This is a genomic window from Flavobacterium sp. AJR (assembly GCF_002156885.1).
Taxonomy (GTDB): domain Bacteria; phylum Bacteroidota; class Bacteroidia; order Flavobacteriales; family Flavobacteriaceae; genus Flavobacterium.
Genome location: NZ_NCWQ01000032.1, coordinates 1 through 25,428, shown reverse-complemented (window position 1 = coordinate 25,428; position 25,428 = coordinate 1). Strand labels below are relative to the sequence as shown.

Below are 25,428 nucleotides of genomic sequence, written 5' to 3'. Positions count from 1 at the left end.
AATAGTATTTCAAATACTATTATTTTAAATCATACATATCTTTAAAATGCATTTTGTAGAAGTCATTTTACCACTTTCATTAGCCAAAACGTTTACGTACCGTATTTCCGAAGCAGAGTTTAATTTTATTCAGAAAGGGATGCGTGTTGCTGTGCCTTTTGGTAAAAGCAAAATGTACACCGCATTAGTTCTGGATATACATCAGGATGAACCAACGCTGTATGAAGCCAAAGAAATTCATCAAATTCTGGATGAAAAACCAATCGCTACCGAAATTCAAATAACGCATTGGCTCTGGATTGCTTCTTATTATATGTGTGCTATTGGCGATGTATATCGTGGTGCATTCCCAAGCGGATTATTACTAGAGAGTGAAACAGTGATTTCGCATAAAGCAGATGTTTTTATTGATCAAACTGTTTTAACAGACGAAGAGTATTTGGTTTACGAAGCATTGCAACATCAGAGTTCACTTAAAGTTCAGGATATCGTTTCGATTTTAAATAAAAAGAATATTTTTCCTATTCTTCAAAAATTAATAGATAAAGATATTGTTGTACTTCAGCAGGAAATACAAGAAAGTTACAAGCCAAAATTAGTTCGTTATGTTAAGTTGCATAGCAAGTATGATTCTAACCAGGGATTAAGTGAGTTGCTAGACGTGCTTAAAAATGCTGCCAAACAAAAAGAAATTGTTATGGCATATTTTCAGTTAAGTGCAGCCGAAAAGAAACCAATAACGGTTAAGAAATTGGTAGAAGCCTCACAATCATCATCGGCAGTTGTAAAAGCCTTAATTGAAAAAGAAATCTTTGAAGAGTATTTTTTACAACAAGACCGAATTAATTTTACAGGAAAAAGTACTGAAAAAGAACTACAACTAAGTTCGGTTCAGCAAATAGCTTTCGAAGATATCAAAACTAGTTTTATCGAAAAAGAAGTTTGTTTACTTCATGGAGTAACTTCCAGTGGTAAGACCGAAATTTATATAAAACTTATAGAAGAGTATTTGGCAACAGGAAGACAGGTTTTATATTTGTTGCCCGAAATTGCACTTACGACACAATTAGTAAGTAGATTACGAATTCATTTTGGGAATAAAGTAGCTGTTTTTCATTCTAAATATAGCAATAACGAGCGTGTTGAGGTTTGGAATCAGACTTTAGGAAATGCCGAAAATGCGCAAATAGTAATAGGAGCAAGATCAGCTTTGTTCTTGCCATTTGCAGATTTAGGATTGCTAATTGTTGATGAAGAGCATGAGCAAACTTTTAAACAAGTAGATCCTGCTCCGCGTTATCATGCGCGCGATGCAGCAATTGTTCTGGCAAACTTTCATAAAGCAAAAGTTCTTTTAGGTTCGGCTACGCCAAGTTTAGAAACTTATTTTAATGCACAATCACAGAAATTCGGGTTAGTAACAGTTACAGAGCGTTATAATAATGTTCGGATGCCAGATATAGCCTTGGTCGATTTAAAAGATAAGTATTTTAGAAAACGTATGACGGGACATTTTAGCGATGTTTTAACCGAAGCAATTTCTGAAGCGATAAGTTTAGGTGAGCAGGTTATATTGTTTCAAAACAGACGTGGATATTCACCTATTATAGAATGTATTACTTGTGGGCATGTTCCGCAATGCCAGCAATGCGATGTAAGTCTTACTTATCATAAACATAAAAACCAATTGCGATGCCATTATTGTGGTTATAGCATGGCAAAACCAACAAATTGCCATAGTTGTTCTAGTATTGATTTAACTACCAAAGGTTTTGGTACTGAGCAAATAGAGCAGGAGTTACTTGCGCTTTTTCCTAATGCCAAAACAGGCAGAATGGATCAGGACACAACTCGAGGCAAGTTTGGGTTTGAGAAAATTATCGATAGTTTTAAAAATCGGGAAATAGATATTTTGGTAGGAACACAAATGCTTGCCAAAGGATTAGATTTTGATAATGTGAGTTTGGTAGGGATAATGAATGCTGATAATATGTTGTTTCACCCTGATTTTCGTGCTTTCGAAAGAAGTTTTCAGATGATGATGCAAGTTTCAGGACGTGCAGGACGCTCAGAGAAACAAGGTAAAGTTGTAATCCAGACCTATAATCCAAATCATAATACAATTCAGCAAGTAACTAATAATGATTATGCCGGGATGTACAAAGAGCAATTGTATGACAGGCAAATTTATAAATACCCTCCTTATTTCCGACTGGTTAAATTAACGCTTAAACACCGTGATTTTGATAAGTTAAAAGAAGGTTCGATATGGTTGTATCAGGTTTTGAGTCAGAATTTGAATATGCCAGTTTTAGGTCCGGAAGAACCTGTTATTAGCAGAATAAGAAATGAATATATACGAACGATTCTAATTAAGATTCCGCAGAATGTGTCGTTAGGAGGTACAAAAAAAACTATTCAGAAAATACTGAATAGTTTTGAGGCTGTTGCGCAATATAGAGCGATAAGAGTGGTAACAAATGTCGACTTTTATTAACGTTTTAGTGTGTTATAGATAAAGCACGAACGAGGTCTTCTTTTTTGTTTCGACTTAACGGAATTTTTGTGATTCCGATTTCGGCAAACTTGCTATTAAAACGTTCTACTTTGTCGATATTGATGATATACGATTTATGTACTCGAATAAATTTTTCTTTTGATAAATCATTTTCAAAAGACTTCATTGTCGAAAGTACAAGATTACTATCATCTTCTGTAACAACTCTTACATAATCACCAAAAGCTTCGATCCACTTAATTTTTGCAGTGAAAATTTTAAGTTTTTTTAGATTACTTTTGATAAAAATATGTTCTCCTTCATCTTCTTTTACATCTGTACGTAAGGCATATAGGTCTAGTGCTCTTTTTACAGAAGCATTAAAACGATCTATTGCTATTGGTTTTTGTAGATAATCGGTGGCGTCATAATCAAACGCCTTTAAAGCATATTCTGCTTTAGACGTAATGAAGATAATTTGAGGTTTTGTTTTTAGACCATCTAAAAAATCAAAACCATTTATAACGGGCATTTCGATATCTAAAAATATCAAATCAATATTATTTAAAGAGATACAACTTCTAGCTTCAATCGCATTAGAAAAATCTCCTATTAAGTGTAAATTCGGATGATTATTGACTAATTTTGAGATAATAGTTCTTTGGATAGAACTATCGTCTACTACAACACAATTTAGTTTCATAACATTTAAATTTAGGGAATGTAATAGTAAATATAGATTTATTTTTAATAAAAAACTAGATTTAGAGCTTATTTTTTGTCATACGTCGAATAAAAGCAAAAAAGTGTTGGATATATAAAATAAATGGTTACTTTTGCACCCAATTTTAACAAATAAATATTGTATTTATGAATCATTATGAAACTGTTTTCATTTTAAATCCCGTTTTATCTGAGGTTCAGGTGAAGGAAACAGTAACGAAATTTGAAGAATTTCTTACTAGTAGAGGAGCTGAAATGGTATCAAAAGAGGATTGGGGTCTGAAAAAAATGGCTTACGAAATCCAAAACAAAAAAAGTGGTTTTTATCACTTATTTGAGTTCAAAGTAGCAGGAGAAGTTCTTATTGCTTTTGAAACTGAATTTAGACGTGACGAGAGAGTTATGCGTTTCTTAACTGTAAGTTTAGATAAACACGCTATTTCTTGGGCTGAGAGAAGAAGAACAAAATTAAAATCTACAAAAGCTTAATTATTATGTCTACAATAGAGCAATCAGCAAAAGGAAAAAAAGACGGAGATATCAGATATTTAACGCCTTTAAACATAGAAACTAACAAAACTAAAAAGTATTGTCGTTTCAAAAAATCTGGAATCAAATATATCGATTATAAAGATGCAGATTTCTTATTGAAATTCGTTAATGAGCAAGGAAAAATTCTTCCTCGTCGTTTAACAGGAACTTCATTAAAATACCAAAGAAAAGTGTCTGTAGCTGTTAAGAGAGCACGTCACTTAGCTTTAATGCCATACGTGGCCGATTTATTAAAATAATATTAAACAACAGTTGTTGGTTTCCGTCAAACGAACCTAACTTCTCAAATATAAGGACAACAACATGGAACTTATTTTAAAACAAGACGTACAGAATCTAGGATTTAAAGATGATGTAGTATCTGTAAAAGCTGGTTACGGTCGTAACTTTTTAATTCCTCAAGGTTTTGCTTCTTTAGCAACTCCTTCTGCAAAAAAAGTATTGGCTGAAAACCTAAAACAAAGAGCACACAAAGAGGCTAAAATTGTTGATGACGCTAAGAAAATAGCTGAAGCATTGAAAGCACTTGAAATTAAAATTTTCGCAAAAGCTGGTGGAGAGAAACTTTTTGGTTCTATCACTAACATAGATATTGCTGAAGCTTTAGAAAAAGCTGGTAACTCTATCGAAAGAAAATTTATTACTAGCGGTATCGTAAAACGTACTGGTAAATATGCTGCAAGCATTAGATTACACAGAGATGTTGTAGTTGAATTACCTTACGAAATTGTTGCTGAAAAGTAATAGTTTTAATTTATAATATGAAATCCCGATGTAAATCGGGATTTTTTTGTTTAAAAGAGATAATAATTAATTAGACTTAAAGTTATTTGCACAAAGCATCTTGCTTAAAGCTTATAGCGTAAGGCATAAAGCCTAAAAAAAAAAATGAAATACGCAAGATTAACAAAAGAACAATTTGATGAATTACATGCCGAATTTGCTAACTTTTTAGGAACGCAAGCAATTGATAAGGCAGAGTGGGATTCGATCAAAATAAACAAGCCTGAGGTAGCTGAGCAAGAGCTAGATGTATTCTCTGATTTAATTTGGGAAGGCGTTCTCTCAAGAGCCGAATTTTTAGAACATTTTTCTAAGAATCATATTTTCTTATTTCAATGTTTTGATACACATGTGCAATCAATAGTTTTGAAATCCTTAGTTCCAGAAACTGATTTCCTGACTAAAGAAGGTTTACAATGGCTTAGTGATAATATGTTTACTGAAACTATCGAAATGAAAGTTGGTAAAAAAGTTTTTGCCGATGATCGTAATACTTCAATTTTTGAATTAATTCAACAAGGAGCATTCTTGAGCGATGGTCAATTGTTTAAGCAAATAAATACGATTATCGAATCGTAATCGCTTTGATTGATTACCATTAAATAAATCTGGATTGAATTAAATTCTAATCAGTATATTCTTTACTGCCCAGATTTCCTTAATATCTTCAGAGTCGATAGTAGTGTTTTTAAAGAAAGCATTATCATTGCTTAAAGTAAAGTTTTTTTCTAAAGGGCTATCATTACTTATTCGATTAATGATTAGTCCTTTAGTTTTACTTATTATTACTACAATCGCATTTTCTTCTATTGTATTTATATCTGCAATTTCACAAACTACAAATGAATTTGCGTTTATAATAGGTTTCATATTATTACCAACTACTTCAAAAGCTCTTGAAATTTTGCTTTGGATAAACGGAAAATGATATTTGGGTAAAGTGTTTAATAAATCTTCATTTCCAAGACAATATTCAAACTGAATCTCTCTTTTAATTAAAGGGGTGTTGTTTAATATTATATTGTTAGTTTTTTCGTTGTGGCTTTTTTCTGAAAGTATTTTATTTAAGTCAATTTCATGAACATTGCAAATTGAGATTATTGCACTAAAATCTAAAGTATCCCTTTTCTTCCATGTAGAGATAGTGTTTGGTTTGATATTCAATAATTTAGATAACTCGATGTCGGTATTTATATGTAAAGCTTTTTTTAATCGTTTTAAGATTAAATTCGCATTTAGTGATTTTTTTACTTGCATATTCGAAAAAAGATTTTTACATTTATGAAATATTAATCATTAAACGATTGTTAATTAATCTTAAGACTGTTAAAGAAATAGTCAAAAAACGTTAATTACTCTCATCTTTTAAGTTAATATCTTAAAATTTGAATTATTGCCCAAAATCGCACAACACCGAAAGTCAGATATAAATCTGATTAAGTATAGATATTTCTCATATTGCGATTATTTGTTTTGAATAATATTTATCATTGAGTGTAATCCTATGTGATGGTATAAAACATATAGAAACATAGATTTTATGTCTAAAAAAGAATATAAAATGATAAATATTTCTTTGACATAGCTGTTTCCTATGTGGATTTTAAATAAGTGAAACGTCTTTTTTAGAGTTTGTAAAATGTATGTTTCTATGTTTTGAAATGTTTGTATCTAAGCTTAATAATAAACCCATAAAATTTGACATAAAAAAAACAGGCACTGTTAGGTGCCTGTTTCAATTCATGGAATTACTTAATATGTTACTAACTCAAAATTAAAATTTATCCCAGAATAATTTTGTGGTCATTTTGTCGCCACCAATCGCAGTTGCAGCTGCATTATAGTTATCTCTGTTTAATGTTGAATCAAAAAGGGAATATATGTTTCTTACAGGAACTTTTCCTTCAGCATCGCTAACAGCAGTTATTGGAGCGATAAGAATAGGGAAGTCTAATCTTCTGTATTCTGTCCATGCTTCAAAACCACGGTTGTAGTAAGCAATCCAAAGTTGGTAAGCAATTTTTTGTTTATCAGTTCCGAAAGCTGTTGCAAAAGCAACATCGGTTCTGGCTAAATAAGTATCAGCATCTGCAGTAGAAACTCCCCAGTATTTCATACTAGAACGAATTCCTTCTTCGTAATAATCAGCAGCAGTACCACCTACATTAAAACCTCTGCTAGCTGCATCGGCAAGTAAGAAACTTGTTTCTGTATGATCGAAAATTACACCAGGATTTGTTTTTTCTTTTAATTTTAAACCTACATTAGAGAAGTTTTTATAAGAAACTTGTTGTGCATAAGGCGCTCCTTTGTATTCGCCTGCAATTTTTGAAGCTGGGTCAAAAAAGATATCTCTTCTAGGATCGGATTTTCCATTTAACTCATTTACAAAAAATTCAGTAGGCATAATTTGGCTTTCATTTACCAAACTATTATACAATGGATTTTCATCTATTGTAGTTGAATAGTATTGAAATAAAGCATTTTCAGCATTATTCATTATCACACCTGAGGTAAATGCACTTTCGACCATAGTCTTAGCTTTAGCTGGATCAACATCTGCAAGGTGCATTCCCATTTTTAATTTAACGCTATTGGCTAATTTTTTCCATTTACCAACATTTCCTTTATAAATAAGATCTGCGTTTCCAAAACTACCGTAAGCATCATCTAGATTAGCAATTGCGATATCTAGTCTGGCAGCTAAATCTAAATAAACAGTTTTAGCATCATCATATCTAGGATTTGGAAAACTTTCTATATTTAAAGCTTGCGTGTAAACGATGTCTCCAAAAAGATCTACCAATGTTTGGTAAGTCATTATAATTTGAATCTCTAAAACTGCTATTTTATTCTTTTTAACAGCAACTTCTATTGGTCCTAAAGCTACTTCATCGTTTGTTTTGTTTTTGGCCATTACAAAATCTTGTAAAACATCTCTATAAAGTACTACATTATGAGAGTTACCTAAATTTCTTTTGGTTTGATTGTAATTTACCTCATCAGTATAGGTAGATGTAGTCCAATGTTGAGCATAACCTCTAAAGTTGTTGTCATTTACAGATGCATTAGTCAGGAAATAAGAATAATTTACTTGAGAGCTAGTCATTAAAGTACTAGGTAATGCAGTAGTATATGCTTTAGTATTCTCGTTTAGGCTATCGATATCGTCACAAGAAATTGCCGAAAGCAATAGTGCACTTGCAAAGAATATTATATTTAATTTTTTCATTTTTATATTTTTTAGAATTGAACTTTCATATTAAAGTTATACTCTTTTGATGTTGGCAATACACCAGTTTGAAAACCTTGTAAGTTTCCAGATGACATTCCAGCTTCTGGATCAGCATAAGGAAGATTTTTACTTATGATCCATAGGTTGCTACCATTTACAGCAAAAACAAGACTGTTAATAAATGTATTCTTTAGGTATTTTGATGGAAATCTATAGCTTAAACCAACTTCACGTAATTTTACATAAGAAGCATCATAAACGTATGCTTCCTGTGGCATTGTGTTATAAGTATCATAATCAGCTAAGACAACTGTAGTATTAGGTGAACCATCAGCTTTTACACCACCAAGAATAATTCCTCCACCATCTGCAATAGAATTTCTTACAGGATTTCCTAAATGGTTATTTCCTACTGTACTTTGGTATATACCTGTTGTATTACCATATTGTTGGTCTAAAGAATATACATCACCACCTTTTTTTACATCTATCAAGAAGTTGAATGAAAGGTTTTTATAAGTAATAACGTTATTAAATCCTCCAGTCCATTCAGGATTTACATCACCAATTGTTGCACCAGCTACAGTTTCATATCTTCCGTTTGGTTTCACAACTCTTTGTCCATCTAAATATTTAAATCCAGTTCCGATAAGTTGCCCAATTGGTTTTCCTACTTCTGCAATATATCCTACACCTTGAAATGATCCAATAGACATTCTATCGGCACCATCAAGACTAATTACTTCATTTCTATTAGATGACCAGTTGATTCTTGCTTCCCAAGAGAAATTTTGGGTTTTAAATGGTATAACATTTAATGAAAGTTCAAAACCTTTATTTTGTACATCACCTCCATTTATCCAAGCTCTGGAATAACCAGTTTGTACAGGTGTCTCGATTGATAAAATCTGATTAGTCGTGTTAGTTCTGTAATAAGAAAAATCTAAACCTATTCTGTTTTTTAAGAATTTAAGTTCAATACCAGCTTCAGTACCTTTAGTAAGTTCACTTTTTAGGTTACTATTAGCTTTGTTGTTTTCGGTAGAAAAACGTATTCCATTTGGTCCAAAATTACTATTCTTAGGGTATGTAGATTGAATTACTGCAAATTCAGCATCATTTCCAGTTTCTGCGTAATTTAAACGTAGTTTACCAAATGATAACCAATCAGTTTTAAGGTGATTGCTAAAGATGTAAGTTCCTGTAAGAGAAGGATAAGTATATGTGTTATTTTCTTTAGGTAATGTAGATGATTGATCTACCCTGTATGAACCTTCTATGAAGTATGTTTCATCAAAGTTGAAAGTTGCATTAGCATAGACACTATTTGTACCTATAGTTTCTAAGAACTCATTTGGATAATTAATTGGATTTACTGTATTACTCAACATGTATTTACCAGGTACAATTAAACCACCATTAGTTTCTACATAAGTATTACCATTTGAAGAACGTCTTGAGTTTGCTCCAACTAATCCGTAAAATTTGATTTTTTCTGTGATATTCGTTTTAAAATTTAAGATTAAATCTAAATTGATCTCACGGAATGTTTTGTCAAATCTAGAGTATTGTCCTAATGTATTTGGAGTTCTTTTTGAACCTACAGCAATGCGCTCTTCTTGTAATTGTTGGTAAAAATCTACAGATCCTTTTCCAACAACATTTAACCAACTTGTTACATCAGTGCTTAAAGCAAAATTACCAAAGAAACGATCTCTGTTTAATGAGTTGTAATTGTTATAACGTTGAAAATATGGGTTATCATGAAATTGAATTTTTAAGTCTGTTGGCCCACCAACACTCCAAGTTGTGTTTCTTCCAGTTATGTTATAAGCATCTTCTAAATCCTGAAAATCAGCACTCATATTATACCATTGTCTTACACTGCTTAAGTAGTTATTTCCACCATCACCATATCCGGTTTCATTCATTCCTTTAGCATATGATTTTAGGTAATTTGCAGAAGCAGATACTTTGGTTTTATCACTAATTTTATAACTTCCTGAGAAATTGAAGTTATCTTTTCTGTTGTTACTGTTTGGTAAAACACCTTGTACTTGGTTGTAATTTGTGTAACCAAATCTAAAATCACCGCTATCATTTCCTGCTGCAACAGCAATGTTATTTGTGTAAGTAAGACTATTTTGGTAAAAATCGTTAGGATTCTTTTTTACAGGAGCCCATGGAGTTGCAATACCATAAGTAGGTAATTCCGGGTAGAAAGAGTTCCAGTTGTAAACCAATAAACTAGGGTCGAATTTAGGTCCCCAAGAAGCATCGTCTGTTGCTGCATAAGGATGAGTACCACTTCCTAGATCTACAGTACCATAAAAATCACCATAACCACTACCATATTGATTTTGGTATTGTGGCAATGTCTTTTTATCTACAGATCCAATAGTTACACCAGAATTAAAAGAAATACCTAACCCTCCTTTAGATTTACTTCCTTTTTTTAGTGTTACAAGAATAACTCCATTAGCAGCTCTTGAACCATAAAGTGCAGATGCAGCAGATCCTTTTAAAACGTTAATAGACTCGATATCATCCGGGTTAATGTCTGAAGCAGCATTTCCGTAATCATAACCTCCTTTATTTCCTCCACTTTGTTGATTATCAGTATTTGTGTTGTCATTGTTCAAAGGAACACCATCTACAACCCATAATGCTTGGTTATCATTAGTTAAAGAAGAAGATCCACGAATAATAACATTTGTAGATCCACCAATGTTATTATTTCTTCTAATATCAACACCGGCAACTTTACCTGAAATAGAGTTTGCTACGTTACCGTTATTTATTTTATTTAAATCTTCACCTTTTACTTCCTGTGTAGCATAACCAAGAGATTTTTTCTCTCTTTTTACACCTAATGCAGTAACAACAATTTCGTTAAGAACAGTTGAACCGCCTGTCAATTTAAGGTTTACTTTGGTTGTAGTTGCAGGTAATTCTTGGGTTTTCATCCCAATATAGCTAAATAAAAGAACCTGAGTAGGCGAGGCGCTGATAGAATAAGCTCCATCAAAATCTGTTTGTGTGCCTGTTTTAGATCCTTTAATTAATACACTAACACCTGGTAAGGGTATTCCTGCATCATCTGTAACAATTCCTGTAACTAATCTTTCTTGCGCAAGAATTAGTTGTGTTGCAAATACAAAAAAGAGTATTGCAATTTTCCTAAAGTTAATTTTGAATTTCATATACTGGTTTTATTATTAATAAGTGCAAATATTTTGCATTTATAGCTTTTTTTATGCCAATATATTATCATAAAATCAGATTATGTTATCTAGTTTTGAGTATATTTTATCTGAGATATTGGGGTTTTTATAGATTTGAAAGTATTTATTTACCTAAAGAGGTTTTGGTGTTTTTTATCAGAAAAATTATTGGACAATATTTACCAGAATGATGAGGTATAAATCGAAGGTAAATCGCATGAAACAAGCCCATTTTTTTGATTGGAATTGTGTCTTTGGTAAAATTTAAAAATCAGGAATTTAAGAAACTTGCTTTCATGATTTTATGATTTTTTTTGTGCAAACAGACATAATATTGTCTTTTTAATATGAGGAAACTTAAAATGATATGGTGCAGACTAAAAGCTCGATATGGATTCCAAACACAATAAGATGTTATAGACCATAACCCACGGTTTCAAGCGTTGGAACGCACGCATTATCACGATGGTTAAAAAGGGCAAGGAACCTTGATTAAAGTTCCTTACAGCTTACCTGCAAGATCAAAAAAACCGTGCAGGACAAAAAAAAACAGCTACAAAATTGCTCTTGTAACTGTTTAAACTAATAGTCTTAAAGGAGGGTATAAGACTATTTATTTTTAATAAGTGTTTCTATATCTTCAATCTCTATTGGTAATGCTTCCGAGAGATTGATGTTTCCATCAGCTGTAAGTAGGTAATCATTTTCTAATCGGCAACCGATTCCTTCTTCTAATATATAAATTCCTGGCTCGCAGGTAAGTACCATTCCTTTTTCTAAAGTACGAGAATACAATCCTACATCATGAACATCTAGTCCTAAATGATGTGCTGTTCCGTGCATAAAATACTTTTTATAAGCTGGAGCATCTGGATTTTGATTGGCAATATCTTCGTTGGTAATTAATCCTAGTTTAATTAATTCTTTTTCAATTAAACCAGCCATTTGCTTCTCGTAATCACTATGTTTAATACCAGGTTTTAATAACTTAGAACCTTCTTTTAAGCAATGTAAAACTGATGAATATACTTCTCGCTGACGAGGTGAAAATACTCCGTTTGCAGGAACACATCTTGTAGTGTCTGAATTATAATTGGCATAACAAACACCAAAATCTACCAGAATCATATCATTCTCTTTGCATATAGCATCATTAGAATTGTAATGTAAAGCACACGCATTTTTTCCAGACGCAATAATAGGTTTGAAAGCATGACGTGTAGCTCCATTTTTTATCACTTCATAAATAAGTTCTGCTTCTAGTTCAAACTCATTTATGTTTGGTTTAACAGCACTAAGAAGTCCTTTAAAACCTTTTACACTAATAGCTACAGCTTTTTTTATTAGCGCAACTTCTTCGTCTGATTTTATTGGTCGTAATTCACGAGTTATCTTAGCAACTCTATCGTATTGATGCAACGGGTATTTCTCTTTACACCATTGTATCATTCGGTCTTGGCGAGTAGTCATTTCTGATGTTACTCTTTTTATATGCTCGTTGTGCCCTAAATAAAAGGCATCAGATTCAAAAGCAAAAAGTTGCAAAGATTTTTCAAATTCATGAATCCACTTTACGTTTTTTATACCCGATATTGCTGTTGCTTCTTCTTTGGTTAAGAAATCACCATCCCAAAGTTTAGTATGCTCACTTACTTCTTTTACAAATAAAATAGCTCGATTTTCTTCTTTATAAGCATCTGGAAAAAGAACCAAAATAGTTTCATCCTGATCGATTCCTGTTAAGTAAAACAAATCATTATTTTGTGCAAACCCCATAACATCATCGGCATTATTAGGCATTACATCATTAGAAACTAAAATAGCAATGCTATTTGGATTCATTTTTGTCGAAAAACGTTTTCTGTTTTCGATAAATAAAGAAGAAGGTATCGATTCGTATCTCATAATTTTATAATTGAAACATTTGTGTATTAACAGAGGTATTTTTTCCAGAAATAATTTCCGAAACAATTTTACCTGTTGCTGGTGCCAAGCTTAATCCCATCATGGCATGTCCAGTTGCCAAAGTTAAGTTTTTTATTCTTTTATCTCTAGCAATTATTGGCATTCCTGATGGAGTACAAGGTCTAAATCCGTACCATGTTTCTTCTTCTTTTGGCATTTCAATTTTTAAATCAGGGTAAAACTCATTAATGCTATTAACAATTCCCTGAACTCTGTTTTTATTGATTTTAGTATCGTTTGTATGCGTAATTTCCATTGTACCTCCAAAACGGATATCATTGTTCATAGGCGTAACAGCAACTTTTCCTTCGCATAAAATGGCAGGAATAGAAGGTTTTATATTTACATCTTTTAGAGTAAAACTATATCCTTTTCCTGGTAATATTGAAATGGAACGATTTAGCTTTTTTGCAATTTTAGGGCTCCATGATCCACACGCCAAAACAACTTCGTCGGTCATAAAAGGTCCCATATCAGTAAGTATTTCGGTTATAGTATTGTTTTTTATTACAAAATCTTCTACTGTAGTTCGGTTATGGATTTTTACATTCAGTCGGCTTAATTCATCTTTTATAAATTGCATGAATTTTTGAGGATAGATATGCGCATCACTTTTATAATGTACACCACCTATTACATCAGTACTAGTTCCTGTTTCTAGTTTTGTTACTCCGTCTTTAGAAAGGTAATCTACTTCCAGACCAAAACATTCGGCTAGCTTTCCTTCGTGATTTATTTCTTCGGCAGTTTTCTCTGTTTTATAAAGCATCAAAAGACCCTTTTTTTCATAAAAGAAAGAATTGCTTTCTTTTATAAAATCCTGGTACAATTCTTTGCTAAAAAGAGATAAATTACAAAGTGCTGGCATTGCTTTTTCTACATGTTGCTTATTGGCATGTTTGTAGAATTGTAATCCCCAGTTTGCCAAATCCATGCTTAATCTAGGCTTTACATAAAACGGACTTTGACTATCAAACATCCATTTTATTCCTTGTGTAATCATTCCTGGTTGTGCCAACGGAATAATATGCGAGGGAACAATCATTCCCGCATTCCCGTAGGAACATCCATCTGTCATATCCGACTTATCGAAAACAACAACTTGATATCCTTCTTTTGCTAAATAATACGCTGAACATAGTCCGATTATTCCCCCACCAATAATACTTACTTTTTTCATTATACTTATAAATTTAAAAAATCATCGGTAAGAATTATGCTCTCTAAACCAACGATTTATTTTGGATTATATTTTTGTTAAATTACCTGAAAACCAAATGCATACGGATCATCATCTTCATCAATGATTATATTGTTATAGCCATATACTTTTGCCCATCCTTGTATACTTGGCACGATGGCTTTAATATCTCCAATAGTAGTTTCTTCTTCAACTCTTCCTATAAATTTGCTGCCAATAAAACTTTCGTGAATAAAATCTTCGCCTTTCTTTAATTTGCCTTTCCCATGAAGCTGAGCAAGTCTAGCCGAAGTTCCTGTTCCGCACGGAGAACGATCAATGGCTTTATCTCCATAAAAAACAGCATTTCTTCCTGAAGATGTTGGATCAATAGGATCACCTGTCCAGAGCATATGGCTTACATCGCGAATAGTACTATTTTCTGGGTGAATAAAAAGGTTAGGATATTTCTCGTTGATGCGCTTGCGAACTTCCTGACTGTATTGAACAATTTTTCCTGCCGTAAAATCTTGCACTCCCGAAAAATTAGCTTGAGGATCTACAATTGCATAATAGTTTCCGCCATAAGCAACATCAAAAACTATTTCGCCAAGTTCAGGACAGTCTACAGTAAGTCCTTCGGCAGCGAGGTATGATTTTACATTAGTTAATCGTACCCAATCTACTTTTTTACCTGTTTGTTGGTATTCAATCTGAACCAAACCTGCCGGAGCCTCCATTTTTATTTTCCCTGGAATTTTAGGCGTAATCAAACCTTCTTCGATGGCAATTGTTATTGTACCGATAGTTCCGTGGCCACACATAGGCAAACAACCTGATGTTTCGATAAATAAAATACCAAAATCGTTCTCAGGATTGCTTGGCGGATAAAGTATGCTACCGCTCATCATATCATGACCTCGTGGTTCAAACATTAGCCCTTTACGAATCCAATCATATTCCTTCAGGAAATGTTGGCGTTTCTCGCTCATATTATTCCCAACCAAATTTGGACCGCCTCCGGCAACCACTCTTACTGGGTTACCGCAAGTATGTGCATCGACACAAAAAAAAGTTTTTCTTGGCATAAACTAAATAGATTTCTTGGTTATTATATCATTTACGGTTCTTGTAATTTTTAAGGGATTTAGGTTCTGTAATGCGCTCGGTAGTAATTCGTCTGGCCAATTTTGATAACTAAATGGTCGTACCCAACGTTTAACGGCATGGATTCCTACGGCTGTAAATCTAGAATCCGATGAAGCAGGATAGGGACCACCATGAATCATCGAAGCGCAAACTTCGACTCCCGTAGGTACGCCATTAAAAATTAATCTTCCAACTCTGCTTTGTAAGGCATCAATAATAGTATTAGAATTAGCTATCTCTTTTGGTTCTGCAAGTATAGTACCTGTTAACTGTCCGTCTAATTTATTAATAATTCTTTCTAATTCCTCATCATTTTCGCATTGTACTACAATAGAAAATGGACCAAATACTTCATGACTTAATGTAGCATTCTCCAAAAATGTTTTACCATTTACTGTAAGTATAGTTTGTGGCGCATAGTTAGGAGATATTTCACCTTTATATTCCGCAATAGTACTTACTCCATTTTGAGATTTGATTTTTTCTCTGCCATTATTAAAGTCGTCTTTAATAGATGGATGCAACATACATGAAGGTGCGATTTTTTCAATTTCTTCGGCTAATTGCTCCATAAATTGATTTAATTTTTCTCCTTTTATTCCTAATAGTAATCCTGGATTAGTACAAAACTGACCTGTTCCTAAGGTAATAGAATTTGCATAGGCAGTTGCCCATTTATTACTATTTTTTTCTAAAGCCTCTGGCAAAATAACCACAGGGTTGATACTTCCCATTTCTGCAAATACAGGGATAGGCTCCGGACGTTGCGATGCTAAATTAAATAAAGCTCTACCGCCATTAATACTTCCTGTAAATCCTACCGCTTTTACAAGTGGATGTTTTACTAAAGTTGCTCCAAGTGTTACACCACTACCAATTAGGTTTGAGAAAATACCTTCGGGCATATTGTGTTTTTTGGCTGCTTTTATAACTGCCGAGGCAACCATTTCGCCAGTTCCTATATGCATAGAGTGGCTCTTTACAATTACTGGACAACCTGCTGCCAATGCCGATGCTGTATCGCCACCTGCTGTAGAAAATGCAAACGGAAAGTTACTAGATCCAAAAACAACAACTGGTCCTAATGGAACTAACATTTTACGTAAATCATCTTTTGGTAAAGGTTGTCTATCTGGAATTGCAGTATCTATTGTTGCTTCAACCCAGCTCCCTTCAGCAAGCATATTTGCAAATGAGCGTAACTGAAAAATTGTACGACCTCGTTCTCCTTCGGCTCTGCCTTTTGGGAAACCAGATTCTGTACAATACACCTCTAATAATTCATCGCCAAGGGCAAGGATTTCTTCAGCAATTGCATTCAGAAAATCTGCCTTTTTTTGAGCTGGACAATTTCTATAAACTTTAAAAGCATCATTTGCTAATGCTACAGCTTCATCAATTTCCTCTGGAGTAGCTTCTGTAAATGTCCAGGGATTTTCTATGTTTAACTGTGGGTTTATTGTTTTATAGGTTTTTGTTCCATCAGCTTTAAGCTTGCTTCCTATATAATTTTTTCCTGTAATCATTTTTTATGTATTAAGATTATAATTAAATCCAGACTTGTTAAAAAAAATATTATGTTTTATGAGCTGGCTATCTACTCTAATAACCAGCTCAAAAACAAACCAAACTAAAAACAAATCTAACTAAACTTAAAAAAGAATATTATTGTTAACTCCGTTGTGGAGGATTTTGTAAAAATAATTTTGACGTATTGTACTACAAGTTTTACTTATTTGCATTTACATAATATAATTACAAATCAATTTTAACGAATAGGTTTTTACGTGTTAAAATATAATCTACCTCAACGGGTAATGTATGCTTTATAGTACTATGGATTTATAATCTGGAAGAGTTGGTCTTGTACGCAATGCTTCTGCAATGATTGCCAAAACTCTTTCTCTTTCTGCTCCATGAAGTGGTAATCTTGGTGCACGAACAAATTCTGTTCCCAGACCAGTAGCAACTTCTGCCAGTTTTATATTTTGTACCAATAGTGGGTTAATGTCTAGTTCTAACAAAGGCAAGAACCATCTGTAAATAGCCAATGCTTCTTCGGCTCTACCAGCTTTTGCTAATTTAAAAATAGCGACAGTCTCAGCTGGAAACGCATCTACTAAACCAGAAACCCATCCGTCAGAACCCATAAAAATACTTTCTAATGCTAATGTATCAACACCAGATAATACTTTTAAACGACCTTTAAAGCGGTTTATAATTCGGGTAACATTAGATATATCTCTTGTAGATTCTTTTACTGCCTGAATATTATCAAATTTCAAAATTTCTTCAAACATATCCAATGATACATCAATTTTGTAATCAATAGGATTGTTGTAAATCATGATAGGAAGTGAAGTACTTTTTGCTACTTCAGAGAAATAAGTAACTGTTTCATGACTTGCTGCATTGTAACGCATTGGAGGTAATAACATTAATCCTTTTGCACCATTTTCTTCTGCTTTATTAGCAGCTTGAATCGCAGCCCGAGTAGTTTGCTCGGCTATATTCATAATCACTGGTACTTGCCCGTTAACTATATTAATAGTCTCTTTGATTAATTCTTTTTTTTCATCCTCTAATAAAGTGCTTGCTTCTCCAAGTGTACCTCCCAGGATAATCCCAGAAACACCTGCCTCGAGCTGAGCTCTTACATTTACTCCAAACATGTCGAAGTCTAACTTGTCATCGGCAGTAAACTTTGTTGTAACTGCTGGCATAACGCCTTTCCATTGAATACTCATAATTACGATTTTAATTTTTTCAAAAATATTTATAACCTGCAAATATGTAATTAGGTAAGTTATCACAAAAAGATACTATATTATCCGATTTTATACTAATTTTTAAAATTATTACTTAATATGTATACATTTTTTTATATTTATAGAATATAATTAATCCGTTATGAAAGTATTTCCATTTAAGATTCCAAAAACTAAAGAAGATTCGCTCATTTATCAAGAAGACGTAGAATTTGTTTTTTATGATAAATTGCACCAACACGAAGAAATACAAATAAGCTATATCGAGAATGGCGAAGGAACCATTTTTGTAGGCGACACAATTTCTCCATATCAAAAAGGAGATGTTGTAGTTATTGGTAGTAATTTACCACATGTATTTAGAAGTGAAAATAATACCAACGAGCTTTCGGTAATGCTAACATTGTTTTTTACGACTAACTCTTTTGGGAAAGATTTTTTTACGCTTCCTGCTCTAAAAGACATTCAGCCATTTTGGGAAAACAGTAAGAATGGTTTTGTGGTTAATAATCCTTCAAATAAAGTTGTTAAGGCATTTAAAAAAATAAAAAAGGTAAATGAATTTGATCGTTTTATTCTTTTTCTGGAAATAACAAAGAAGTTATCTCAAGAGAATAAAACGCCACTTTCTAGTTATATATATGATAAGAAAATCACAGATAATGAAGGAAAGCGAATGCAAACGGTTTTTGAGTACGTTATGACTAATTTTCAGAAGAATATTACTCTGGAGGAAATTGCTGCATTATCAAATATGACTAAAAATGCTTTTTGCAAATACTTTAAAGTCCGGACCAACAAGACATTTTTTCAGTTCCTGATAGAAATCCGGATTGAGCGGGCAGGGAAGTTATTATCCAGATCACAAGAGTTATCTGTACTGGAAGTTTCAGAATTATGTGGGTTTAATAATATTTCAAATTTCAATAGAAAATTTAAAGAAATAAAAGGAATTTCTCCCCTTGCATACCGCAAATCTCAAATGTTAAAATGGAAAGAAAAAGCATAGCTATGATTTTAAAATCCATTTTTTAAGTGTTTTTTATGTTGAAAATTTTAAACCTTTAGCTTTAAAATTACTAAACAATACTTGGCGTGCACTACTAATAGTTTCTTCGGTGCGATAAATACTGCACCAGAATTTCACTAGTAATTTATAATTACCATCAGATATGGCGGTATAATAAATTTGTGGAGTTCTGGAATTGTTTATCAATGTTTGAGTTTCAAGTGCTTCAAGTACAATTAAATTAATATCATCTGGAACAATGTCGCCTTCAACATCAAAGGAAATTTCGACTAGTTTAAAGTTATCAGTATAAGTCCAGTTAGTAATATTTTGAGATAATAAGTTACCATTTGGAATTATTATTTCGGCACCGTTTGGAGCATTAATTTTGGTTGTACGAAGTCCCATTGCTTTTACACGACCCGATTGTGAGCTAATTTCGATTACATCGCCAATTTGTATTGGTTTATCAAAAATCAAAATAATACCCGACACAAAGTTGCTTACAATGTTTTGCAAACCAAGTCCAACACCAACTCCTAAGGCACCCAATAAAATACTTAGTTTGTCCAGCGGCATTCCTGATGCGGCTACAGCCAATAAATAACCTCCAATTAATACCACAAGACGTGTTATTAATAATTTAGAATGTTGGCGTTTGTTTACATTTTCTTCGTTCTCATCATCGACTTCACCAAAAAAGTAAGCAACGTATTTTTGCAGAAGGTGAGCCATCCAGATTATAATAAAAAACAAAACAATATTACCCAAGGTAAATGTGATACTACCAATAGTATTTGGGTGAGTTAATAGTGATGTAAATGATGCACGTAGTGATTCCCAAATGTTTAAATTGGATGCAATCACCACCAACCACATATAACTGATTATTATTATAAAAGGTCTTTTTAGATTATCTGATAAACTCTCATGATCAAAAATGGTTTCGATTCCGCGTTTGATTCTTGTCGTATATATTTGTAAAAGGATAATTTCAAGAATTATTTTTAATAGTACGCTAAGTGCAATAATTTGAGTAATTGCAATAAAGGCAGTAAGGCTTAACATATTTGAAAGAGAAACTCTACCGTAAATATTAAAAATAATAGCCAAACCATTTAAACTTATGAATATTATACTTGCCCATTTAAAGAATCCCTTTATGTATAATTGATCCTTAATACTCTTAAGCTGAACTAATCCATAACGTATTCCGAAGACATTAATTAGGATAAAAGCACAACGTTGGAACAAGCCAACCCCGATAAATAAATCCAGGAAACAAAGCGCAGAAAACAATCCTACTAATAGAAATAAGTTTCGCATTGATTCTTTAGACCAATGATTTTTAAATAGAAAAGTAAGTACCACAAGCAGAATTAGCTGTAATGATTCTATAAATAGGGCGGGAGCATATAAATTACTCACGATGGCAATATTAAGCCCAATTACAATTACTGGAATAATAATACCACTATTTAAGTATTTAAAATTTAGTAATGTAAGGTTCTCAAAGTGATTATTGTTTTTTAGGTATTTAAGATTACGAGAAATGTACCAAGCTAATAATCCCATAAAAAATGTAAGAGTGATTAATCCGCCGATACTATAATTTAAATAGTACGATACCACGCTATTCTCTATAGCTACTTTTGCTTTAATATTCTGCGATATGTCTTTTTTGGCAATCGTATCGCTAGTATTCCATATAAAAGGATATTCTCTGCCAAGAATACTTATTCCAGATTTTTCAAGCTTTTTTTCTACAGTTAATAATGCACTCGAAACAGCTATTTTCCTTTGTACCGTTAGTCTGTTTTTGGTATTAAGAACCTCTAGATTGTGGTTCATGAGGCTATCTGTACTTAAATAAGTCTTTTTAAGATTTAAAAATTCGCTCTTAAATTGCTTGCGAAGTATGGTATCTTTTAATAGTGTAATTAGCGCTTTGTCTTTGCGTAAGTCAGCAAATCGACCTTTGATTTTATCAAGGTTTTTGTTGCGTAAATTAATGGCAGTATTTTGTTCGTCTAATTCCTGACGAATTTCTTCTAATACAATACGATACATTTGCTGATTTCGCACATTTGGATTAGCTCCTTTTAAATTAGCTAGAATAAGATCTAGTTTATTTTGGGTTCTATCTATTTCTGCAAACAGATGAAATGTACTTCCTTCAAAAACAGCGTCATTATAAGCAGATTGTAAAACCTCACCAGCTTTTTCGATAGCCATAAGATAGTCACTATCGGTCTTGGTCGAATCTTCAAATAATTTTCCACTACCTTGTGTTTTAGCAGTATCTGGAGTAGCCGTTGTTGTGGCTTGTGAGTAAGCAAACGGTGAGAAGAACAGTATCGTTAGTAAGGATAAAAGACAAATAAAATTTCTGTTATGACGCATAATATAAATCATGTATTTAAGACGTCAAATTTAGAAAAATATGCTTACAAAATCCAAACTTTAAGTTTTGTTTGGGTCAAAAGGAATCATGCTTATATCTTTAAACCATATAAGTAATGTAAGTTCATTTAAGTGAGTTGTGTAAAAATAGCTGGATAACGGATCGCATCCACAAACAACATCTTATAACCATAGCCAACGGTTTCAACCGTTGGAGCGCAATATATTATCGCAATCTGAATCCCACGGTTGAAACCGTGGGCAATGGTTGAAATAGGAGAGGATTAATAAGCTTATATTTTCTTAAACGCTTTATATGGTTTAAAGTAATCATGCTGTATGAATTAAAAGTCAACCATATAAGTGATGTAAGTTCATTTAAGCAAGGTATCTAAAAACTTATATTTTCTTATATAACTTATATGGTTGAAATCTTAAGTTTTGGTTGGTTTAAAATTATTTCTTCATAACCAATGCTTTATTATACTCATAATTCATTTTAGCAATAGAAAGTACCGATATACCTTGCGGACATTCTACTTCGCATGCTTCGGTGTTAGAGCAAGCTCCAAAGCCTTCAGAATCCATTTGGTTTACCATTGTTAAAACCCTTTTTGATGCTTCTATTTTTCCTTGTGGGAGTAATGCTAAGTGTGTTATTTTGGCACCAACAAATAATGCTGCGCTAGAATTCTTGCAAGTTGCAACACAAGCACCACAACCTATACAAGCTGCCGCATCAAAGGACGCTTCGACGGTTTCGTAGGATATAGGAATACTATTTGCCTCGGGCGCCTGTCCAGTTGAAGCTCCGATATAACCACCAGCAGTAATAATAGAATCAAAAGCGGTTCGGTCAATTTTTAAATCCCGAACTACAGGAAAAGCTGTTGCTCTAAAAGGTTCAATATATATAGTGTCGCCATCCTTAAAACTTCGCATATGGAGTTGGCAAGTTGTAGTATGTTTTAATGGGCCATGTGCTCTACCATTAATCATAACGCCGCATTGTCCGCAAATACCTTCTCTACAATCATGGTCAAATTCTATAACGCGTTCCCGTAGTTGGATAAGTGATTCGTTTAAAAGATCGAGCATTTCTAAGAAAGACATATGTTCGGTTACACCATCTATTTCATAATCTACCATTTCTCCTTTGGAATTGGCATTTAATTGGCGCCATATTTTTAGATATAATTTCATCTCTTTTAGTTTTAATTATTTGTAGCTACGTACTGCAAGTTCTACTGATTCAAATACCAAAGGCTCTTTGTGTAGTTCAGGAGGATTTGATTCTCCTTTCCATTCCCAAGCCGACACATAACAAAAATCGGCATCATTTCGTACTGCTTCTCCTTCGTTACTTTGGTATTCTTCTCTAAAATGCGCTCCGCAAGATTCCTCTCTTTGTAATGCATCGTAACACATAAGCTCAGCTAATTCTATATAATCGGCTACACGTCCGGCTTTTTCTAATTCACTATTTAAAGTATCATCACCAGTTATTAGTAAGTCTTTTTCAAAAGATGATTTCAAAGATTTTATGGCTACAATTGCTTCTTCAAGATTCTGTTTGCTTCGGGATAATCCGCATTTTTCATACAATAATCGTCCTATGGTTTTATGGAAATAATCGGTTGATAAATTCCCTTTGCTTTGTAAGAATCTGTTTAATTGATCTCTAACCGTTTTTTCTGCTTCCGCAAAAGCGGGATGGTCGGTACTAATTCGGGAAGCATTTAGTTCCCCTGACAAATAATTAGGAATAGTGTAGGGAGCTATAAAATAGCCATCAACACAAGCCTGAAGCAGAGAATTTGCACCAAGTCTATTTGCACCATGATCTGAAAAGTTGGCTTCACCAAGAGCAAACAACCCAGGAATTGTAGTCATAAGTTCATAATCTACCCAAAGTCCGCCCATCGTAAAATGCGCAGCTGGCGAGATAAGCATTGGTTCCTTATAAGCATCGATTCCGTTAATTTTTTCATACATAGCAAAAAGGTTGCTGTATTTGGCTTCGATGTTTTTCTTGCCTTGTACAGCGATAGCATCCGAAAAATCCAAATAAACAGCATTCTTCATTGGTCCGGCACCATGACCAGAGTCAATTCGTTCTTTGGCAGCTCGTGAAGAAATATCTCTAGGAGCAAGATTACCAAAGGCAGGATATCGACGTTCTAAATAATAATCTCTTTCTTCTTCGGGGATAGCATTAGGAATTCTATCGTCTCCCGCTTTTTTAGGAACCCAAATGCGACCGTCATTTCGCAACGATTCAGACATAAGAGTAAGCTTCGACTGATTTTCTCCATGTTGAGGAAGACAAGTAGGGTGGAACTGAATCCAACTTACGCCAGCCATATAAGCTCCTTTTTTGTGTGCTCGCCATATTGCCGAACTATTGCAGCCCATAGCAAGCGTAGAAAGATAATATACCTTACCATAACCACCTGTTGCAAGTACTACAGCATCGGCAGCATGACGCTCTATGGCTCCAGTTTCTAGATTACGCGCTATAATTCCTTTGGCTTTGCCATCTACCAAAACCAATTCGAGCATTTCGTGACGCGTATGCATGGTAACTTTACCAGTGTTTACTTGGCGAAGAAGTGATTGATATGCTCCAAGCAAAAGTTGCTGTCCTGTTTGCCCTCGGGCATAAAAGGTTCTGGAAACTTGTACACCTCCAAAGGATCTATTGTTTAAGTAACCTCCATATTCTCTTGCAAAAGGCACACCTTGAGCAACCGATTGGTCGATTAAACTAGCTGAACATTCGGCTAATCTATACACATTGGCTTCGCGAGATCTAAAATCTCCACCTTTTATAGTATCGTAAAACATTCTATACACGCTGTCGCCATCGTTTTTGTAATTCTTAACAGCATTTACACCACCTTGTGCAGCGACTGAATGCGCTCTTCTAGGCGAATCCTGAAAACAAAATGATTTAATGTTATATCCTTGTTCAGCAAGTGATGCCGCACAAGAAGATCCTGCAAGTCCTGTTCCTACAACTATAACAGTAAGTTTCTTTCTGTTAGCAGGATTTACAAGTTTTGCTTTGGCTTTATAATTATTCCATTTATCAGCAAGTGGGCCATCTGGTATTTTTGAATCTCTCATTTTCATACTATTTTAAATAAATATAAAGAGGAATTGCCATGAAACCTCCTGTGATAATTAGGGTATATCCCCATCCAAATACTTTTATAACTTTTACATATTTAGGATGATAAAGTCCCATTGTTCTCGAGGCACTAAAAAAACCATGTAATAGATGGAAACCTAATGCTATAAATGATACCTCATAAATTATTACATACCAAAGTTGCGAATACGATTGTACAACAATCTCATACAAATCCTTATTTCCTGCTGCATCTACAGGCAGGTTAGTAAATTTATATACATACCAAAAATCCTTAAAGTGTATGATAAGAAATAGGAGTAGGATGGTACCTAATATGCCCATGTTCCGACTATTCCATGCACTGGCAAAATTTCTTTTGTCATAATGGTAGTTTTGTTTACTTGCAGTATTATTTTTTATAGTAACAATTATTGCATAAATTGCATGTCCGATTAAGGATAAATACAAAACCCAGGAAATAATTTTTATAAACATATTGCCTGACAATAATTTAGAGTACCAATTGAATTGTTCTCTTGCCTGATCTTCGGGTAAAAAAAGTTGTAAGTTACCAAGCAGATGTATCACAAGAAAAAAGCATAAGAAAAGGCCAGTAGCTGCGATAATCATCTTGTTTTTTAAAGTAGTAGATTTCATTATTTGCAAGATTTTTTAAGACTTAATATTAAGGGAATTCTAATTTACTATAATTCATTTAATTTTAGATTGATTCTTTTAATTAAAAACGTAAAATGGAATGGGTGTAAATAATCAATATCCTATTTTTCTGAAAAAAAATACCTA

General features: G+C 33.3%; 19 protein-coding genes. 6 read left to right on the top strand and 13 right to left on the bottom strand.

The annotated features are described in order from the left end of the window. The first annotated feature begins 46 nt into the window (after nt 1-46). Nucleotides 47-2,497 carry a primosomal protein N' gene (gene priA / locus B8T70_RS10085; protein WP_086894754.1) on the top strand — a complete coding sequence of 817 codons (2,451 nt, stop codon included), beginning with the start codon at nt 47-49 and terminating at the stop codon, nt 2,495-2,497. Nucleotides 2,498-2,501: 4 nt separating this feature from the next. Here priA and B8T70_RS10080 read toward each other — a convergent pair whose 3' ends face one another. After that, nucleotides 2,502-3,200: a LytTR family DNA-binding domain-containing protein gene (locus B8T70_RS10080; RefSeq protein ID WP_035628734.1), complete on the bottom strand. Its 699-nt coding sequence runs from the start codon at nt 3,198-3,200 to the stop codon at nt 2,502-2,504. 167 nt (nt 3,201-3,367) lie between these two features. Here B8T70_RS10080 and rpsF point away from each other — a divergent pair, with 167 nt between their 5' ends. The 4 genes from rpsF to B8T70_RS10060 all read left to right on the top strand — a co-directional run bounded on the left by rpsF (nt 3,368) and on the right by B8T70_RS10060 (nt 5,134). Beyond that, the gene (rpsF, locus tag B8T70_RS10075) at nt 3,368-3,709 is read left to right on the top strand and encodes a 30S ribosomal protein S6 (RefSeq protein ID WP_035628733.1); all 342 of its coding nucleotides are present in this window, start codon (nt 3,368-3,370) and stop codon (nt 3,707-3,709) included. A 5-nt stretch (nt 3,710-3,714) separates the two neighbouring features. Continuing rightward, nucleotides 3,715-4,011, top strand: a complete 297-nt coding sequence (gene rpsR, locus B8T70_RS10070) for a 30S ribosomal protein S18 (protein WP_002987043.1) — start codon at nt 3,715-3,717, stop codon at nt 4,009-4,011. A gap of 64 nt (nt 4,012-4,075) precedes the next feature. Then, nucleotides 4,076-4,516 (top strand): 50S ribosomal protein L9, encoded by a 441-nt coding sequence (gene rplI / locus B8T70_RS10065; protein ID WP_039114527.1) that lies wholly within the window; start codon nt 4,076-4,078, stop codon nt 4,514-4,516. Between the two features lie 144 nt (nt 4,517-4,660). After that, nucleotides 4,661-5,134 (top strand): DUF6495 family protein, encoded by a 474-nt coding sequence (locus B8T70_RS10060; protein ID WP_086894753.1) that lies wholly within the window; start codon nt 4,661-4,663, stop codon nt 5,132-5,134. Nucleotides 5,135-5,173: 39 nt separating this feature from the next. Here B8T70_RS10060 and B8T70_RS10055 read toward each other — a convergent pair whose 3' ends face one another. The 8 genes from B8T70_RS10055 to B8T70_RS10020 form a co-directional block, all read right to left on the bottom strand. Then, nucleotides 5,174-5,812, bottom strand: a complete 639-nt coding sequence (locus B8T70_RS10055; protein ID WP_052259481.1) for a helix-turn-helix domain-containing protein — start codon at nt 5,810-5,812, stop codon at nt 5,174-5,176. Between the two features lie 517 nt (nt 5,813-6,329). Beyond that, the gene (locus B8T70_RS10050) at nt 6,330-7,787 is read right to left on the bottom strand and encodes a SusD/RagB family nutrient-binding outer membrane lipoprotein (protein ID WP_086894752.1); all 1,458 of its coding nucleotides are present in this window, start codon (nt 7,785-7,787) and stop codon (nt 6,330-6,332) included. An 11-nt stretch (nt 7,788-7,798) separates the two neighbouring features. Then, a complete protein-coding gene (locus B8T70_RS10045) occupies nt 7,799-10,993 on the bottom strand; it encodes a SusC/RagA family TonB-linked outer membrane protein (RefSeq protein ID WP_086894751.1) in 3,195 nt (1,064 codons plus the stop codon). Between the two features lie 630 nt (nt 10,994-11,623). Then, nucleotides 11,624-12,919, bottom strand: a complete 1,296-nt coding sequence (locus tag B8T70_RS10040) for an aminopeptidase P family protein (protein WP_086894750.1) — start codon at nt 12,917-12,919, stop codon at nt 11,624-11,626. 4 nt (nt 12,920-12,923) lie between these two features. After that, complete coding sequence (locus tag B8T70_RS10035; RefSeq protein ID WP_039114378.1) at nt 12,924-14,159, bottom strand: FAD-binding oxidoreductase; 1,236 nt, start codon at nt 14,157-14,159, stop codon at nt 12,924-12,926. 77 nt (nt 14,160-14,236) lie between these two features. Further along, nucleotides 14,237-15,247, bottom strand: a complete 1,011-nt coding sequence (locus tag B8T70_RS10030; RefSeq protein WP_039114377.1) for a 4-hydroxyproline epimerase — start codon at nt 15,245-15,247, stop codon at nt 14,237-14,239. A 3-nt stretch (nt 15,248-15,250) separates the two neighbouring features. Then, entirely contained in the window at nt 15,251-16,834 is a 1,584-nt protein-coding gene (locus B8T70_RS10025) for an aldehyde dehydrogenase (NADP(+)) (RefSeq protein ID WP_039114375.1), read from the bottom strand. 300 nt (nt 16,835-17,134) lie between these two features. Continuing rightward, nucleotides 17,135-18,055: a dihydrodipicolinate synthase family protein gene (locus B8T70_RS10020; RefSeq protein ID WP_039114372.1), complete on the bottom strand. Its 921-nt coding sequence runs from the start codon at nt 18,053-18,055 to the stop codon at nt 17,135-17,137. Between the two features lie 163 nt (nt 18,056-18,218). Between B8T70_RS10020 and B8T70_RS10015 the strand changes: the two genes are divergently transcribed. Further along, nucleotides 18,219-19,085, top strand: a complete 867-nt coding sequence (locus B8T70_RS10015) for an AraC family transcriptional regulator (RefSeq protein WP_039114369.1) — start codon at nt 18,219-18,221, stop codon at nt 19,083-19,085. A 33-nt stretch (nt 19,086-19,118) separates the two neighbouring features. Here the strand turns inward: B8T70_RS10015 and B8T70_RS10010 are convergent, their stop codons facing one another. From B8T70_RS10010 to B8T70_RS09995, 4 genes are all read right to left on the bottom strand, one after another. After that, complete coding sequence (locus tag B8T70_RS10010; RefSeq protein ID WP_086894775.1) at nt 19,119-21,488, bottom strand: mechanosensitive ion channel family protein; 2,370 nt, start codon at nt 21,486-21,488, stop codon at nt 19,119-19,121. Nucleotides 21,489-21,944: 456 nt separating this feature from the next. Beyond that, nucleotides 21,945-22,691, bottom strand: coding sequence for a succinate dehydrogenase/fumarate reductase iron-sulfur subunit (locus B8T70_RS10005; RefSeq protein WP_039114368.1), 747 nt, complete (start codon nt 22,689-22,691; stop codon nt 21,945-21,947). A gap of 15 nt (nt 22,692-22,706) precedes the next feature. After that, the gene (locus tag B8T70_RS10000) at nt 22,707-24,617 is read right to left on the bottom strand and encodes a fumarate reductase/succinate dehydrogenase flavoprotein subunit (RefSeq protein WP_369827392.1); all 1,911 of its coding nucleotides are present in this window, start codon (nt 24,615-24,617) and stop codon (nt 22,707-22,709) included. A 7-nt stretch (nt 24,618-24,624) separates the two neighbouring features. Next, nucleotides 24,625-25,281: a succinate dehydrogenase cytochrome b subunit gene (locus tag B8T70_RS09995; protein ID WP_086894748.1), complete on the bottom strand. Its 657-nt coding sequence runs from the start codon at nt 25,279-25,281 to the stop codon at nt 24,625-24,627. Nucleotides 25,282-25,428: the final 147 nt, after the last annotated feature.